Source organism: Bacillus cereus group sp. BfR-BA-01441, assembly GCF_022663075.1.
GTDB lineage: Bacteria > Bacillota > Bacilli > Bacillales > Bacillaceae_G > Bacillus_A > Bacillus_A cereus.
In genome coordinates this window covers 71,821-87,972 of sequence record NZ_JAKUEU010000004.1, presented here as the reverse complement: position 1 = coordinate 87,972, position 16,152 = coordinate 71,821, and the positions used below count along the sequence as shown (strand labels likewise).

Here is a 16,152-nt window from a genome sequence, read left to right as displayed (position 1 = left end):
TTAATGAGAAATAGGCTTGTTCACAAAAAAGTCGTCTTCCTAGAAAAATAAGGAAGACGACTTTTGATTAGAAAACAAAATGTAATAGGTAGTAAAACAGAGCAGCTAAAGAAGCTGAAATAGGAAGTGTAATAACCCATGTAATTAACATACGTTTTGCAGTTCCCCATTTTACCCCTTTCACACGGTGAGAAGCACCAACCCCTAAAATAGAAGAAGAGATAACGTGCGTCGTACTAACCGGTAAGTGAATGAATGTTGCACCGAAAATAACAAGTGATGATGATAAATCGGCAGCTACACCATTTACAGGACGAATTTTCATAATTTGTCCACCGACAGTTTTAATAATTTTCCATCCACCGACAGAAGTACCAAGCCCCATTGCGATAGCACAAGATAATTGTACCCAGAACGGGATATCGCTAGAAGTATGATAGTTATTAGCCATAAGAGCCATCGTAATGATTCCCATTGCTTTTTGTGCATCATTCGTACCGTGTGTGTAGGCTTGTAATGCTGCAGTGAAAATCTGGAATATACGGAAGTTCTTATTCGTTTTTGTTAAGTTAAAGTTTTTAAATACTACTTTAAAAATACTGTATACGATATAACCAATAACGAAAGCGATAATCGGTGAAATGATTAAAGCTTCAATAATTTTAATAAATCCTTTAAGATTTAGCGAGCTAATCCCAGCGGCCGCAATTGCTGCACCTGCGATTGAGCCGATAATTGCATGCGAAGAACTACTTGGAATACCGTAGTACCAAGTAATTAAGTTCCAAGCTATCGCCGCAAGCAAAGCAGCTAAAATTACAAGAGAACCATTTTGTAAGGCGAATGGATCAACGATATCTTTTGTAATCGTTTTTGCTACACCTGTAAATGTCATTGCGCCTAAAAAGTTCATAATAGCCGCCATAATAATGGCATGTCTAGGCTTTAGAGCTTTCGTTGAAACAGCCGTTGCAATAGCGTTTGCTGTATCGTGAAATCCATTGATAAAGTCAAAAGCTAAAGCGCAAATGACTACTAAAACGGTCAGTATCAAGAGTGTATCCATGATCAAACTCCTTACGCGTTCTTCATAATAATTGTTTCTAATACGTTTGCAACGCTTTGACAGCTATCAGCTACTTCTTCAAGCTCTTCGTAAATCTCTTTAAATTGAATAATCTTAATCGGATCTTTTTCACGAGAGAATAAGTTCTTAATCGCATGACGGCGAATATCATCACACTGTGATTCATAATCCTTAATTTTAATCGCATTTGTACGAATGTCGACTAATTTTTTGTTAGACATTAATTCAACAGAGTTTGCAATCTCAATCGCACATTGATTAATTGCTTCTACGAATTTAATCATGTATTCATCAGCTTCTGTAATAGAATACATTTCGAACAGACCAGCACTGTGATCTAATCCGTCTAATACATCATCCATACTCATTGCAAGTTGTAGGATGTCCTCACGCTCAATCGGAGTGATAAACGCTTTGTTTAACTCCATAATGATTTCGTGAATAAATGAGTCACCTTTTGACTCATACTCTTTCATGCGCATAGAAAACTCTTTTAAATCGCTAGCATTTTTAATTTTATACTCCACGAAAAACTGCGCGCCTTCTTTTAAATTTTCGGAAACATTCATTAACATTTCAGAAAATTTATCTTTTTTTGATTTAAAGACCATTATTGTTACCCCCACAAAAGTAATATATGTAAAATATATTGGCTAATCAATTCTAACAAAAAACTGTCGTTTTTTAAAACATTTTATCGAAAAGTTTACAAAAACTTAACATAACTCTCGTTGTTCTATTAATAATATTAATATCCAATAGTGAATATCTTACTTGTAGAATGTCCTTTTCTTGCAAAAAGTATGAATGCAAAAGAAAAGCTTTACACTATAGGAATGACTACGTTATTATAATAAATTTAAAAGGCGGTATATTCTTCCTTTTAAAAAGAAGAGTGTAAATAAATGAAGGAAGTGAACGAATGAAATTGAAGAACACTCATTTTAAAAAAATGCTTGAGTGGTTCAATAAGAGGAAGAAACTTCGTAATTCATTAATTGTATTGGGAAGTGTATTCGTTACTCTATTTATTGCTGTAAATATAATAATTTCCATTCAAGACATATCTGAATTAAAACAAGCTGTTCCACAACCGACTTTAATTTATGATGCAAATAATGAGGTCGCAACTAAATTAGCTTCTTCGAAAACAGAAGGCGTTAAAAGAAAAGATATTCCTGATATTATGGTTCAGGCAATTGTTGCAGTAGAAGATAAGGAATTTTTTAACCATCATGGTATTTATTATAGTGGAATTATAAGTGCGGTTTTTAAAAATATTACAGCAGGAGAAGTTGTAGCAGGGGGAAGTACAATAACACAACAACTTGCGAAAAATGTATTTCTGACACAAGACCGCACATACTCCCGAAAAATAAAGGAATATTTTTTAACGAAAAAAATAGAGCGCACGTATACGAAAGATGAAATCATTGAAATGTATATGAACCAAATTTATTTTGGTGAAGGTGCTTGGGGTATAAAAAGGGCAGCTAAATCTTATTTTGATAAAGATGTAAAAGATTTAACAATTTCAGAAGCTGCAACGATTGCGGGCTTGATTAAAGCACCATCTGCGTATTCACCTTATAAAAACTTTAACAAGTCAATTGAAAGACGTAATGTCGTATTAAGTTTAATGAAAGAGCAAGGGTATATTTCTGACGAACAGTATAATAAAGAAAAAGAGAGCGGACTTGTGTTAAAACGTGGCGTTGATGATAAATACAAGGGAAAATACTCTCAATATGTAGACTATATTGTTAGAGAAGCGATGGAAAAGTACGAATTAACACAAAATGAAATTTTAGCGGGTGGTTATCGTATTTATACAGAGCTTGACCCGAAAAAACAACAAGCTGTAGAAGATGTTGTGAATAATGATAGTTATTTCAAAGATAGTGGCTCAGATCAACTTATGCAAACGGGTGTAGTCCTTATAAATCCCAAAACAGGCGGTGTTCCAGCTTTAGTTGGTGGTAGAGGACCATATCAGTTTTTACAATTTAATCATGCTACGCAATTAAAAAGACAACCAGGTTCAACGTTAAAGCCTCTAGCTGTATATGTACCCGCTTTAGAACAAGGGTATGAAGTATACGATATATTAAAGGATGAACCATTTCATATTAAAGAATATGAACCGAAAAATAGTGATCAGGCTTTTCATGGTAATGTGACAATGTATGAAGCGGTAGCAAAGTCGTATAATGTTTCCGCTGTGTGGCTATTAGAACAAATAGGATTAGATAAAGGATTGAAATCTTTAGAGCGATTTGGTATTCCATTAGTACCAGAAGACCGTACGTATCCAATTGCTTTAGGTGGGATGCATGTAGGGACATCACCATTTGTAATGGCCCAAGCATATAGTACATTTGCTAATGATGGGGTTCAAGTAGAGGCTCATGCAATTAGAGAAGTTCAAAATGCTGAAGGAGAAATAATAGGGAAATGGTATAAGAAAGAGACACGAGTGACGAGTGAGAAAATTGCTCAAAAGATGACGTATTTATTAAAAGGTGTTGTAGAAAAGGGAACAGGTGGAAAAGCGAAAGTTACTAATGTTGATACAGCAGGAAAGACAGGGACTACTCAACTTGTAAATGGTCCGAGCGTAGGGGCAAAGGACTCGTGGTTTGTAGGATACACACCAGATTTAGTAGGTGCGATTTGGGTAGGATATGACAAAACAGATAGCGAGCATTATGTTCCAGGTGGTAGTCAAATTACAACGACGATGTTCCGGGATATCATGAAAAAAGCAAATGCAAACCCAGCCCAAAAAGCGTTCCAATTGTCGTTAATATCTGAAGCGGACTATAAAAAACAATTGCAAACAATTGAAGAAGAAAAGCGAAGAAAAGAAGAAGAAAAGAAAAGGCAAGAAGAAGAACAACAAAGGAAAAAAGAACAGCAAGAGTGGTTTAATAAAGTGAAAGAGTGGATTCCATCATTATGGTAAAAAAAGAGGCGAATTTCGTTATTCGCCTCTTTCTCATGTGAAAAATAAAGTTTGCTCATAATTTGTGAGGTAAATGCTACTATTCATTAAGAGTAATGTTCGTACTGCCAAAGGATTGGGAATCGTATGTGATGATTATTGTTCCTTTACTAATCGGTTCGTATAGTAATTCTTCTTCATAACTACCATTATTTTCATTATGGATAGACAGCGTGATTTCATCAATTCCTTTATTTGTATATTGATTTTTAATCGTTTCAGCAATTTGAAGTAGAGTTTCGTAACTAGGAGCTTCCGTAATAAGCATTCCTTTTATAACTTTTTTTTCATTATTTGTGGAATTGGAATAAAGGATGTTGTTTTGTTTCGTATACAAAAGTGTGTATGGAACTGTTTTTCTCTCTGCTTTTGAAATAGTGGAATATTTTAGAGTTAAAAAAAATCCTACACATAAAATAATGCATATCATAAGAGCAATCCAAATGCGTATCGGTGACATAACTCTCATTTTTCATCCCTCTTTCATATCTTTGACTTCATTATTTATCATACAAAATGAGGATTAAGATAGAGTAAATTTGAGGTAAAGAAACGTAAAGAAGGAGCACTTATCCTCCCAAACAAGTGCTCCTTTTTATTAAAAGAGAGATTTAATAGTCAATCAAAATCACATCTATTACTTATAAATGTGCTTAGTCCTCCCAAAATATTTTCGGAAATTGTGGTTAGTAAATTCGGAAGACAGATAGTGTCGCAGTTGTATCGCCCGCAGGTCCTTGTTGAGGCCCTTGAGCACCAGTAGTCCCCGTAGTTCCTCCGCCTAGGCAACCAGATCCATATTGAACTAGAATAGCTTGACCAAGAGTTTGAAGAAGTCTAACAAATTCTGTAAGTTCTGACTTAGGGATGTTAATATGGCTACATGCTCTTACTTCGCAACAATCATTACCATAAAATACTTTTCCTTTATTTTTATTGTTCATCTTTTCATTCTTTTCTTTCATAGAATCATTAGTCATTACTATATATTAAAATGAAATTTATACTAAATTCGTGATGGACAAACTACCATTTCTAAAAAATAAGAAATTGGCCCACCTAGAAAGAAATAAGTAAGTAAGATATAGAGAAAGGTTTATATAATGTAAAGAAGAAAAGTTCAACATAAAAACTGCATGTCAATTGTTGAAGGATGTAACAATTGACATGCAGTTCGTGGATTGGATTTTATTTGTATTGATTTAATCTTTCAAGGGCTGTTTTAGGTAAGATTGGAATTGAAATAGTAAAAGTAGTACCATCTTCATTACTAGTCATTTTTAATGTACCGTTATGATTTTGAATAATTTTTTTTGTTACTGACAAGCCCAAACCTGTGCCGGAATCTTTTGTTGAGAAGAATGGATCAAAGATATAGTCTTGAATCGCTGGTGGAATACCAGTCCCATTATCAGTGAAAGTAATACGAACAAAATTATCTAGGCGGTAACTAGTGATTTGGATAGAAAGTTTTTTTTCTCCTTGAGCATCGACAGCGTTCTGGAATAAGTTTAAAAAAACTTGCACAAGTTCATGACGATCAATATGAACTAATATATCATCTAATTCGGTAGAAAAATTATAATCAATTGAAATGTTATGTAAAAAGACTTCGCTAGCTAGTAACTGTTGAATATACTCACGTAAAAATGTATTAATGGGAAAGGGTTCTCTTTTAAATTCACGTGTTTTTGAAAGAGATAAAAATTTTGTAATGATACTATTTGCTCGATCTAATTCAGGAATAAGTAAATTTTTAAATAGTTCTTTATTAGATGGAGAAACACTTTCTTGTAAAAATTGTAAATATCCTCGTACTGTTGTAAGAGGATTTCGTACTTCGTGTGCAATTCCAGCTGCGATTCGCCCTGCTAACGAAAACTTCTCTGCATCACGTTCTGTATTTAAATAATGAAAGACACTAATAACTCTAAAAATCTCCCCGTTATAATCACGAATAATTCGGTTATTTATAATGCCATAGTTTTTGTCTAAAACTTCTTCATTATATATTTCTGTTCCCGTTTTTAATGTTTCAATCGCTTTAATTTTTTCTTCCGGCAAGTTTAGTAATTGTTGAATCGGTTTTCCGATAATATCATTTCGTATTACACCGAAATCATCTGCAGCAACTTGATTACATAAAGTAATATTCCCTTTATTATCGACAAAAGTTACATGATGTGAAAAGGCATCAAAAATATGTACAAAGTGTTTTTCGAGTTGTTCAAATAAAAATAATGAATCACAAGTAAGTTGAAAATGAGCCTCTTTATTCTCTTTTGGTATTTCTTGAATGGAATGGGTTGTTCTAGTTTTCTTTATTCGTAAACCAATATGTGGATTTTTGTATGTGAAATGATGTGGTAATTGATTCACAAGTTCTTCATAAAAACGTACTTTATTTTCTAGTTCTTCAATTCGTTTTTCATGAGATACAGTAGCATCGTTTGGAAGCATAAATAAATAACCCCTCATTTTAAAAATTCTTCCATATAGTATATCATATTTTTATAAGGATACTCTTAAAGAAAAGGCTACATGATGCAAAGTGTTTGGAAAGTGAATAGAAGATGAAGTTAAAAAGGGAGGGGTATATGTGCTGTTTATTGGAGTGACAGGATGGGGAGATCATGATTCTTTATACATAAATCCCTATGAAAATAGAAATAAATTACGAACATACAGCGAGTATTTTCCTATAGTAGAAGTGGATAGCTCATTTTATGCGATGCAACCTGCACGAAACTATACAAAATGGGCAATGGAAACACCGAAAGATTTTTCTTTTATCGTAAAAGCATATCAAGGAATGACAGGACATATGAAAGGTGAAATTCCTTTTTCTACGTTCGATGAGATGTTTGATGTATATAAACAATCTATTCTTCCTTTAATTGAAGCTGGTAAATTAAAAACGATTTTATTTCAATATCCACCATGGTTTGATTGTAAAAAGAAAAATGTAGATTTTCTTCGATATACGAAAGAAAAAATGGAAGGTTTACCATGTGCAATAGAATTTCGAAATCAAACATGGTTTTATCCAGAAATGAGAGATAGGACGTTACAGTTTCTAGAACAAGAGAAATGGATTCATACAATTTGTGATGAACCACAGGCTGGGATAGGTTCTGTGCCACTCGTGTTAGAGGTTACGAATTCAGACATGGCATTAATACGTTTTCACGGTCGAAATGTTCATGGTTGGCTTGATAAAGGGGAAAACTGGAGAGCGGTTCGCTGTTTATATCGCTACAACAATAAAGAACTGGAAGAATGGGTTGAACGATTAGAGCAATTAAAAAAGAAAACAAAGGATATATACGTACTGTTTAACAACAATTCAGGTGGGGATGCAGCAGATAATGCGAAACAGCTTATGAAAATGATGAACATTACATATGGTGAGCCGAAGCCGGAGCAATTAAATTTTTTTGAATGATAATAAACAAGAAAGGCACTGTACAAACAGGGGGAATGTACAGTGCCTTTCTATATGAAAAAGAGGGGTAACAATGTTACTGAGCGTTTGGTTGATTCATCAATTGTTGGCTTCATAATAAATGATAATGGTTATCATTATCATTGTCAATGGTTTTTCTAAAAATATATAAAAAACTTTGTATATTTTAAATAGAGATAAAAAAAGAACAGCATTAATGCTGTTCTTTTCCGTTGACGAATTGTTGTAAATCAAAAGGAGTTATCGCCTGGATAAATTCTTTTGAGATAAGTGTTTGAACGAGAGTGCTCTCAGAGATAGAAGCACCTGTTTTCTTTTCATAAGCTTGTTTTAATAAATCAAGTTTTTCAGCCGTTTCTTTTGGTAATTCAATTGTAAGTGTGTTCATAATTTCTCCCCCTTATTATTAGAGTACCACTACAGTATAGGAGAGACAAGAAAAGAGAATATGAAATATAAAAAAGGTTACCAAATTTTTAAATGGTAACCTTTTTTATGTATAAGAGTTATTAAGCAATACCGATATACTTTAAAGTTTTTGATGGAGTACTGTGATCAAAGAAGTGTTGTAAAAATGCAATATCAACACCTGATTTGTATGCACAATAACCCCAAGTTTTTCGAAGTGTATGTGAGCTAATCCCTTCTAATCCAACTTCTTTTGCAGCTTTGTTTAAAATGTACCATGCATGTTGTCTCGTAATAGATTTTGTTCCTTTTTGAGATTTTAACAATGGTTCATTACGTTTCCAAGTTTTACGTTCTTTCATGTAGTCTTCGATTGCGTGCTGTAAGTCTTCATTTACAGCAAACCATTTATGTTTCTTTACTTTTTCATTGTAAAATAAAATGGAATGGCGAACATTTTCATTTTCATCGATTACATCACTAACTTTTAATTGTAAGATTTCACTTACTTTTAAGCCAGAATTTACAGCTAATACGAATAATAAGCCATCACGTTTCGAAGATTGTAAAAGTATATTTTTGATAGTTTCTAATTGTTTTTCATTTTGAATAGGTTGTCCTGCTTGTTTCATTTCACGCACTCTCCTCTTTTATATGTGTAAAGGAAAGGATTAACTTGTTTCTTACTATAAAGGGAGAGTGTGAATTTCATGTGAACTCCTAGTGAAATTAAGACAAATTATTTGACTTCTTTTACTTTTTGTAAATTGAAATAGAATACAACACTGTTAGTCGTATTATACACACCGTATTCGGCATGATGGAGGTCTAAAATGTTTTTTACAATAGATAATCCGAGACCGGTACCTCCAGTGTGACGGCTACGTGATGCATCTAGACGATAGAAGCGATCCCAAATTTTTTCAAGACTTTCTTCAGGGATAGGGTTTCCTGTATTCTCGATTTCGACTTTTACGGTATCTTCTGCTTCTATAATGGAGACTTGTATTTTTTCTCCCTCTGGCGTATAACGGATTGCATTACTTAGTAAGTTCACAACTACTTGCTCAATGCGACTGCGATTTGCTTTAACAAGTATAGAAGGGTCTGCATCGATGTTCACTTGTAAATGTTTTTCTTCCATGCTAAATAATAATTTTGTGTAGACTTGTTGCGTTAATTCACCGATTGAGAACGTCGTCATATCTAGTTTGTAAGTACCAGATTCCAACTTTGCTAATTCTAACATTTCAACAATCAGCCTGTTCATATTTTCTGTTTCTTCTAAAATAACATCAGTATAATACGAAGTATCCTTACTAACACCATCTTTAATTCCTTCTGCAAAACTTCTAATTACACTTAGCGGTGTTTTTAATTCGTGTGATACGCCAGAAATGAATTCTTTTCTTGTTTTTTCTAATTGACGTTCACGTTCAATATCTTGTTGTAACTTTGTATTAGCAACATTTAATCGATCGATTCGATCTTTTAAATTTACAGATAATGTATTGATACTGCCAGAAAGCCCGCCAATTTCATCGTCAGCTGTAACAGGTAATTTCTCGCTGAAATCAAAATTAGCCATTTTTTTTGTAACACGATTTATTTTAATTAATGGCTTAACAATGATTTTTGAGTAGTAGAAGGATAACAAAATAATTACGAGAAACACGATGATTAAGGCATAGACATAATAATCTTTTAAAACGAGCATCGCTTCATTAACAGGCTGCAAAGATGCTATCGCAAAAGCGTATTCTGTAATCCTTCCATTTTCTATAATCGGTTTTACAAAGATACTATTTTTTATATTTTCTCCGCCATCTAATATGAAAGTACTTAATTGGTTCGAGTTAGAAGTTCCCTCTCTAATCATATCTGCAAAATATTGAACGGCTTGTAATGTTTCAATATCATTTGCAAGACGAACCTCCGCTTTGGATGGGAGCTGTAACTTAGTTATAACACCTGTAAAGACGATTCGAGTTGTAGATTTGTATCGGCTTGCAAGTCTGTTCTTAGAAGGGTTACCATTAATTGACTGAAAATCCGAATAGAAATGTTCGTTCTGCCATTGATTATAATTCGTTCCTAATTTTTGTGGTGTGATTATATTATTCTCTTGTACGACTCCATCAACATTGATTATTACATCTTTTTTTAAACCTAAATTTTCGAATTTATTATATTCTTCTGGTGTTAAAAGATTGTTGAGTGGAATGGAATACTGTTTATTATTGTTGGGATTAAATACATCGATATAGTAATTGTTATCACTTTTAATAATACCGTTAGAATCCAAAAACTGCATATCGGCATTTGTTTTATCATGAAATTCTTGTTTTAGTTTTCTAACCTGCTCATAACTTTTATCACTTTTATCATAATTATCTACGAATTTTTCAAAAGCAGTTTGGACTGTTTTTACTTTCTTATTAATATAAAATTTCTCTAAAAATAGAGATTGTCCTAGGAAAAAAAGTAGGAATATGATTGTAAATAAAGTGGATGTTAATAAAAATAGTTTAAAGACAATACTTCTGTTTTTCACTGCGTCACCTCTTATGAGAAATACTGTAAATGATTTCTTTATCCCGTTAAATCCGATTGGTTCAACTAATAATCAGTGGGGGATGGAAAAACCCTCCACTGATTAAAGTTTCACTTCATTATAACAAACGTTACAAGAAAGTAGAGGGGAGAAATCTGTCTCTTTATAAAGTAGTTATTTATAAAAAGTCACATAAAAAGAACTCGCCAGACGTATGACAAGTTCTTTAGTGTATTATTGTTGAATTGCTGCATCTAAAGCGATTTCAATCATTTCGTTAAATGTAGTTTGACGCTCTTCAGATGTTGTTTCTTCGCCAGTGAAGATGTGATCGCTAACTGTTAATACAGATAATGCATTTACACCGTATTTCGCTGCTAATGTGTAAAGAGCAGTTGTTTCCATTTCTACTGCTAATACACCGTAATCTCCAAGTTTTTTAACTATGTCCATGCTTTCACGATAAAACACATCTGCTGTTAAAACGTTACCGACACGAACGTGTAATCCTTTTTCAGTTCCAGCATCATAAGCTTTCTTTAAAAGGTCAAAGTTTGCAGCTGGTGCAAAATCAAATCCTGGGAATGTTAAACGGTTCATATTAGAATCAGTACAAGCCGTCATTGCGATAATAACATCACGAACTTTTACATCTTTTTGAATTGCACCGCAAGTTCCAACGCGAATTAAATTTTTAACTCCGTAGCTTTGGATTAATTCGTTTACATAAATAGAAATAGAAGGAACACCCATACCTGTACCTTGAACAGATACACGTTTTCCTTTATAAGTTCCAGTGAAACCTAACATACCACGCACATTATTATAGCAAGTAACGTCCTCTAGAAATGTTTCAGCGATATATTTTGCACGTAATGGATCACCAGGTAATAGAATAGATTCAGCGATTTCGCCTTGTTTTGCTTCGATATGTACACTCATAAAAAAGTCCTCCTTATAATGTATTGATAGAAATCAATATCATTTGCATTATACACTACGAATCCTTTCAATTAAAATCTTTTTATTATTTGTAATATGTGCAAAATAGGAGGATTTCATAAATCATAATCTAGAATATATATCTTAAGAAGTTTTGTATGAATAGAGACAATAAAAATGGTAGGTGATGTTTTGAAAAATCTTGTCATTGGGCTTATTGCGTTAGTACTTATTGTGGCAGGAGGATTTTACATAAAAAAATATCAAGAAAACGAAGAGACTGTAGGAGATGTTCAGGAAGTAAAGTGGGATGTTTCAAATGGAAAGGGAAATGAGAAAGTAGATATTGTATTTCAGTTGTTAAACAACAAGAATAATGAAATTCGTGGTGTAAATGATCAAATGCGGGCAGTGATTGTAGATGGACAGTTAAAAAACATACAACAAATTAAACCCACATTTGCAGGGAACGGGTCATATAAGTTATCTTACAAAATAGCAAAAGACGAAGAATATACAATATTTTTATACGAAGACAAAAATAAGTCCGTAGAGTCATTCGCTAGGAAGAATTTTGGTAGAACGAAAGAGGAGAACAATAAGAAAAAAGTGAAATTTCCAATCGACAGTGTACTTACAAAAAAAATAGGAGAGTATGAAGTTTCTCTTTTATTTGGCGCATTACATCCGAATGAACCAGTTACGTTAACATTTCAGTTTCAAGCGAAAAAGGGTGAAAAATTGAAATTGCATTCAGAGAGAGGAGAAGTAGAGTCACTCTATATAGTGGATGAAACGAAGGAGAATTTTTTATACGCTATGCCTGTAGATACGGATGAGCAATTACAATACCGAATTACATTTCCTGCCGAGGGCACGTATAAAATGTGGGGGGATTTCTATATAAATGGTAAGAAGTATGAAAAAGAATTTATTGTACAAGTTCAAAAAAGAAAAAACAGCTAAGAATTTAGCTGTTTTTTCTTTTTCCTATTAATTTTGTTACAGAGAGCATTGTAATTGGTAAAGAATGATTCTTCCTAAATGCTAAATATTTACCGCTCCATGCTGGTTTATATTTTTCTTTAAAATGTCGTAATCCGCTGAAACTATACGTATAACGAACGTTATTAAAGATTGCAGCAGCCACTCGTTCAGACCAGAAAGACTGTGTGGATAAACCAACATTTGAAAGTGGTGCCATACCGATATTAAAGGAGTGGTATTCATTTTCTTTTGCCCACTGGAATAAGTGGATGAAAATTGCGTCCATAATGCCGCTAGGCGCATCTGGATAATATCGCATTAAATCGACAGATAATGATCCGTTTTGATATACAGGCATGAATGTTGTGAATGCAATAATTTTTCCATCCGCATCAGATAATGTTGCGATAGGAGCGCGACTAATATATTCACGATCGAAGTATCCGAGTGAAAAACCTTTCTCTTTTTTTCCACCAAGCCATGCATCTGAAACTTTTCTTAACTCTTCATATAATTCGTCGGAGAAAGGTGGCTCATGAATAGAGAATGTATAGCCTTCTCTTTCAAAACGGTTGAAAGTAGCTCGCATGCCAGCGCGTTTCTTTCCTGTTATTGTAAAGGTATTTAAATCAACAACAGCTTCTTCACCAAGCTTAAAGAAGTTATAACCAAAATCGTGGTATAAACTCATCCATTTACTTTCAATTTGATAGAATACACAAATGTATCCAAATCGATCAGCCTCAGCTAAAAACTCTTGCAATACAGTACGATAGGAGGAAGGGTCCCCAATTGGATCACCCAGTACAATAAGTCGTTTTCCAGTTATTGAGAAGAGAATGAGTGCTTTTCCATCACTACTGAAAAAGAACTGTTTATCTCCTAAAAAACCTAAATGACTAAGTACATTTCCACCATGTTCATCTAAGAAGTTTTGTAATCGTTTATCATTAGCTGGTTGCCCGGGAAATTCATTTCGATAACGATTTGCAATGAGTGAACCAATTAGTAAAAAAGTAGGAACAAAAAAGGCAGCTGCTAATGCACTTCGTTTTACTTGTGTAATATTACGAACGACAAAATCAGGTTTGAAAGCTTCTTTTGCACCTGCAAATAAAATACCTAAGTTTTTATATAAATATAACGTTACAAGTAGGAATATAAAAACTTTTACGATATCGGAAAGTGAGACTTCCATTTTCTCACGTACAAACCTTTTACGAAGCATATACAATACAGCGAGTACGATTAATAAAATAAAAGTTTCTTCAACATCAATTCCTTTTAGTGTGTTAAAAATAGCCGCTCCAATTAAAGAAACAATCGTCATATAATAAGAACGTTTTGTTCCGTAATATATCCCCCGCGAAAGAATGAGGAGGAGAATACCGAATGTTAGCGATAAGCTAAAAGAAAATTGAATAAGATGTTTTGGAGCTAGAATATGTAAGGCGTGTGCCCGATTTATACTTGTCGGTAGAATGGTTGATAAAATAACCATTAAGCCAGCAAATACTGTTAAAGCAGCAGATGCCCAAGAACCTAACTTTCCTAGAAAGTCACGCTGCAAAGTCCATATAACACCAGTTGTCTCTAATGCAGGCGCAATAAAAGGTTTATCTTCAAACTTTTTAATGGCTACTCCTGTCATTTCAAAAGCTGCAAAAATGAGACCAAGGCAGAAGGGCAAGATGTAATAGACGAGACGATATAATAACATAGCAGGGAGTAAAACACCTGTATCGATGCCGTATTGCCCAAGCCCAGTTAAGAAGACAAGATCAAATGATCCAAGGCCACCAGGAACAAGACTAACGACACCAGCTAAAGCAGCAATAACATATACGCCTAAAAACTTTTGGAATTCGATTTCAATGCCAAATAATAGTAATATGACGTACATAACAATACCAGCAGATACCCATTCGACTAATGAAACTAATGAGTATAAAACAGTTGGGTTTTTCTCCTCTTCTTCTTGTTCCTCTGTTTGCGTCGCTTTTCTATTTTTTAATTTAGAAAATCCGATATATATAGGGACGAAAAGAGCGAAGAAGATAAGAACAGGCCATAGCCATGGTTTTTCATGCAAAATAAATCTCGTGTCTAATATTCCGATAAGACCAAGAAATGAAAGAATGGCTAATCCATTAATAAAGGCAGTTGTCATCCAAGCGATACTTTTAATAAGTTTTCCATTTTCTTTTATATATGGACGATAAAGCATTGTGCGTACGCCGGCTCCAACAAGACCACCAAACCCGATAAATCCATTTAAAGTATTAGCAATCCACGAGATACGGAAAATCTTTTGGACAGGAATATCAGCTTTTAAGTAACGAAGCATAACATAGTCATAAAAGAACATTGTTGATACAGCGAATGCACCAAGTGTAATTGCTAAAAAGACTCCTCCAGTTGGAATGTTTTTAATTGTATCAATCGCTTCTAAAAAAGAAATGCCCGCTAATTCTTTTTTTGCTTGAAAGAATACAATTGTTAATACAACAAATGGGAAGATAATTTTCCCGATTTGTAAGAAACGTTTCCATGAAAACGACATAAATACAACTCTCCTTGTATAAGAAAACTGAGACAATAATATTATTATGACAAACTTCAAGAAAAATAAAAAGGTAATTTCCTGTATAGGGGAGCTATTTTTTATATAGGTATATTTAAAAGAATATTTTGTTTATCGGAAAATTAAGTTAGAATAAGGTGAAAGAAGGGTGAGGGGGGAGTATATGATTATAAAAGGTTACGTAGGATATGAGTTAGAAAAAGAGAAACCTAATACATCAGAAGATTTTTTTAACAGATCTGAAGTGACATATATATTAAATGGTAAAGAGAAAACTTTTTCGGTTTTATACGTTCGATATTTTGAAGAAGTTTTACAAGAAATTACTCCTTTTGAAGGAAATCCAGTGTATAAAGTAGAAGAACAAAACATATATTTGCGCGATATTGTAGCGATATGTTGTTTAATGAAAGATAAGGATCTTCGTGCGCAAAAACGTTTGTATTTAAATAATATGGAAGAATTTCAACAATATTTTGATGAGGAAACGGTGTCGAAAGTACAAGAAATATTGGCTGAATTACATAAAAATAAAAGAGTAGAAATAGCGTGAAATGGCAAAGGAGAGAGAAAAAATGTCTAATTTGATGGTTGAAAATCAAACAGAACAAGTTTCTATATTTTTAGAAGATGCTATTAATTTGATAACCAATTATGTAAATTATCATACGTTACCTTCTTTATTAGAGGAAACACCAGCAGGGAATGAGCGATATTATAAAGGGTTATTAGCATCAATGAGACGACTTCTCGTTTTTTGCGAAGAAGGACAGGATGCATGTTTTGTTTTGTTGAATAGCCAGCCATTTCGAAAAACAGCAGCTGAAAAAATTTTATATAAGATTTACCATCAAGTAATTGCAGAGTTTTTTTCACCGAAGAGTGATCATTGGTATGAAAATAGTCGGTCTGCATATACAGGGAAAAATTCTATCGTTTTTCAACAAACACCACCTGCATCTTTAGAGCAAGTGATGAAGAGTTTAGAAGGTAAATTTCAATTGATGCGTGAAGAACTAGAATATTATGAGACGGATTATCAGACAAAGATGTTACACAAATATTGATTGAGGAAAAGAAGCTAAGGTGACTTAGCTTCTTTTCCTTTTGTACAGTTATA

At 33.4% G+C, this 16,152-nt stretch carries 15 protein-coding genes; 5 read left to right on the top strand and 10 right to left on the bottom strand.

Features of this window, described 5'->3' with window-relative positions:
• Positions 1 to 67: 67 nt before the first annotated feature.
• On the bottom strand, positions 68 to 1,066 hold the full coding sequence (locus MR107_RS03265) for an inorganic phosphate transporter (protein ID WP_000380272.1): 999 nt from the start codon (positions 1,064 to 1,066) through the stop codon (positions 68 to 70).
• An 11-nt stretch (positions 1,067 to 1,077) separates the two neighbouring features.
• Positions 1,078 to 1,698, bottom strand: coding sequence for a DUF47 domain-containing protein (locus MR107_RS03260; RefSeq protein ID WP_000231449.1), 621 nt, complete (start codon positions 1,696 to 1,698; stop codon positions 1,078 to 1,080).
• 311 nt (positions 1,699 to 2,009) lie between these two features.
• On the opposite strand from MR107_RS03260, the gene MR107_RS03255 reads away from it, so the two are divergent.
• Complete coding sequence (locus MR107_RS03255) at positions 2,010 to 4,052, top strand: transglycosylase domain-containing protein (RefSeq protein WP_006915465.1); 2,043 nt, start codon at positions 2,010 to 2,012, stop codon at positions 4,050 to 4,052.
• A 79-nt stretch (positions 4,053 to 4,131) separates the two neighbouring features.
• Here the strand turns inward: MR107_RS03255 and MR107_RS03250 are convergent, their stop codons facing one another.
• The 3 genes from MR107_RS03250 to MR107_RS03240 form a co-directional block, all read right to left on the bottom strand.
• Complete coding sequence (locus MR107_RS03250) at positions 4,132 to 4,560, bottom strand: hypothetical protein (protein WP_006915455.1); 429 nt, start codon at positions 4,558 to 4,560, stop codon at positions 4,132 to 4,134.
• Between the two features lie 217 nt (positions 4,561 to 4,777).
• Positions 4,778 to 5,056, bottom strand: a complete 279-nt coding sequence (locus tag MR107_RS03245; RefSeq protein WP_002182597.1) for a hypothetical protein — start codon at positions 5,054 to 5,056, stop codon at positions 4,778 to 4,780.
• Positions 5,057 to 5,279: 223 nt separating this feature from the next.
• Entirely contained in the window at positions 5,280 to 6,551 is a 1,272-nt protein-coding gene (locus MR107_RS03240) for an ATP-binding protein (RefSeq protein ID WP_000937244.1), read from the bottom strand.
• Between the two features lie 139 nt (positions 6,552 to 6,690).
• On the opposite strand from MR107_RS03240, the gene MR107_RS03235 reads away from it, so the two are divergent.
• A complete protein-coding gene (locus MR107_RS03235; RefSeq protein WP_000897361.1) occupies positions 6,691 to 7,536 on the top strand; it encodes a DUF72 domain-containing protein in 846 nt (281 codons plus the stop codon).
• A 214-nt stretch (positions 7,537 to 7,750) separates the two neighbouring features.
• Here the strand turns inward: MR107_RS03235 and MR107_RS03230 are convergent, their stop codons facing one another.
• From MR107_RS03230 to deoD, 4 genes are all read right to left on the bottom strand, one after another.
• Positions 7,751 to 7,945, bottom strand: coding sequence for a DUF3924 domain-containing protein (locus tag MR107_RS03230; protein WP_001094860.1), 195 nt, complete (start codon positions 7,943 to 7,945; stop codon positions 7,751 to 7,753).
• A gap of 121 nt (positions 7,946 to 8,066) precedes the next feature.
• Positions 8,067 to 8,597, bottom strand: a complete 531-nt coding sequence (locus MR107_RS03225; RefSeq protein WP_000806236.1) for a tyrosine-type recombinase/integrase — start codon at positions 8,595 to 8,597, stop codon at positions 8,067 to 8,069.
• Between the two features lie 107 nt (positions 8,598 to 8,704).
• On the bottom strand, positions 8,705 to 10,519 hold the full coding sequence (locus MR107_RS03220; RefSeq protein ID WP_000797516.1) for a sensor histidine kinase: 1,815 nt from the start codon (positions 10,517 to 10,519) through the stop codon (positions 8,705 to 8,707).
• Between the two features lie 234 nt (positions 10,520 to 10,753).
• Positions 10,754 to 11,461 carry a purine-nucleoside phosphorylase gene (gene deoD, locus MR107_RS03215; protein WP_000110703.1) on the bottom strand — a complete coding sequence of 236 codons (708 nt, stop codon included), beginning with the start codon at positions 11,459 to 11,461 and terminating at the stop codon, positions 10,754 to 10,756.
• Positions 11,462 to 11,638: 177 nt separating this feature from the next.
• On the opposite strand from deoD, the gene MR107_RS03210 reads away from it, so the two are divergent.
• On the top strand, positions 11,639 to 12,427 hold the full coding sequence (locus MR107_RS03210) for a hypothetical protein (protein WP_000232612.1): 789 nt from the start codon (positions 11,639 to 11,641) through the stop codon (positions 12,425 to 12,427).
• Between the two features lie 4 nt (positions 12,428 to 12,431).
• Here MR107_RS03210 and mprF read toward each other — a convergent pair whose 3' ends face one another.
• A complete protein-coding gene (mprF, locus tag MR107_RS03205; RefSeq protein WP_000010848.1) occupies positions 12,432 to 15,011 on the bottom strand; it encodes a bifunctional lysylphosphatidylglycerol flippase/synthetase MprF in 2,580 nt (859 codons plus the stop codon).
• A gap of 184 nt (positions 15,012 to 15,195) precedes the next feature.
• Between mprF and MR107_RS03200 the strand changes: the two genes are divergently transcribed.
• Together MR107_RS03200 and MR107_RS03195 are read left to right on the top strand one after the other, a co-directional pair.
• A complete protein-coding gene (locus MR107_RS03200) occupies positions 15,196 to 15,585 on the top strand; it encodes a hypothetical protein (protein WP_078404501.1) in 390 nt (129 codons plus the stop codon).
• A gap of 22 nt (positions 15,586 to 15,607) precedes the next feature.
• On the top strand, positions 15,608 to 16,099 hold the full coding sequence (locus MR107_RS03195; RefSeq protein ID WP_000067557.1) for a YpuI family protein: 492 nt from the start codon (positions 15,608 to 15,610) through the stop codon (positions 16,097 to 16,099).
• The last annotated feature ends 53 nt before the right edge of the window (positions 16,100 to 16,152 follow it).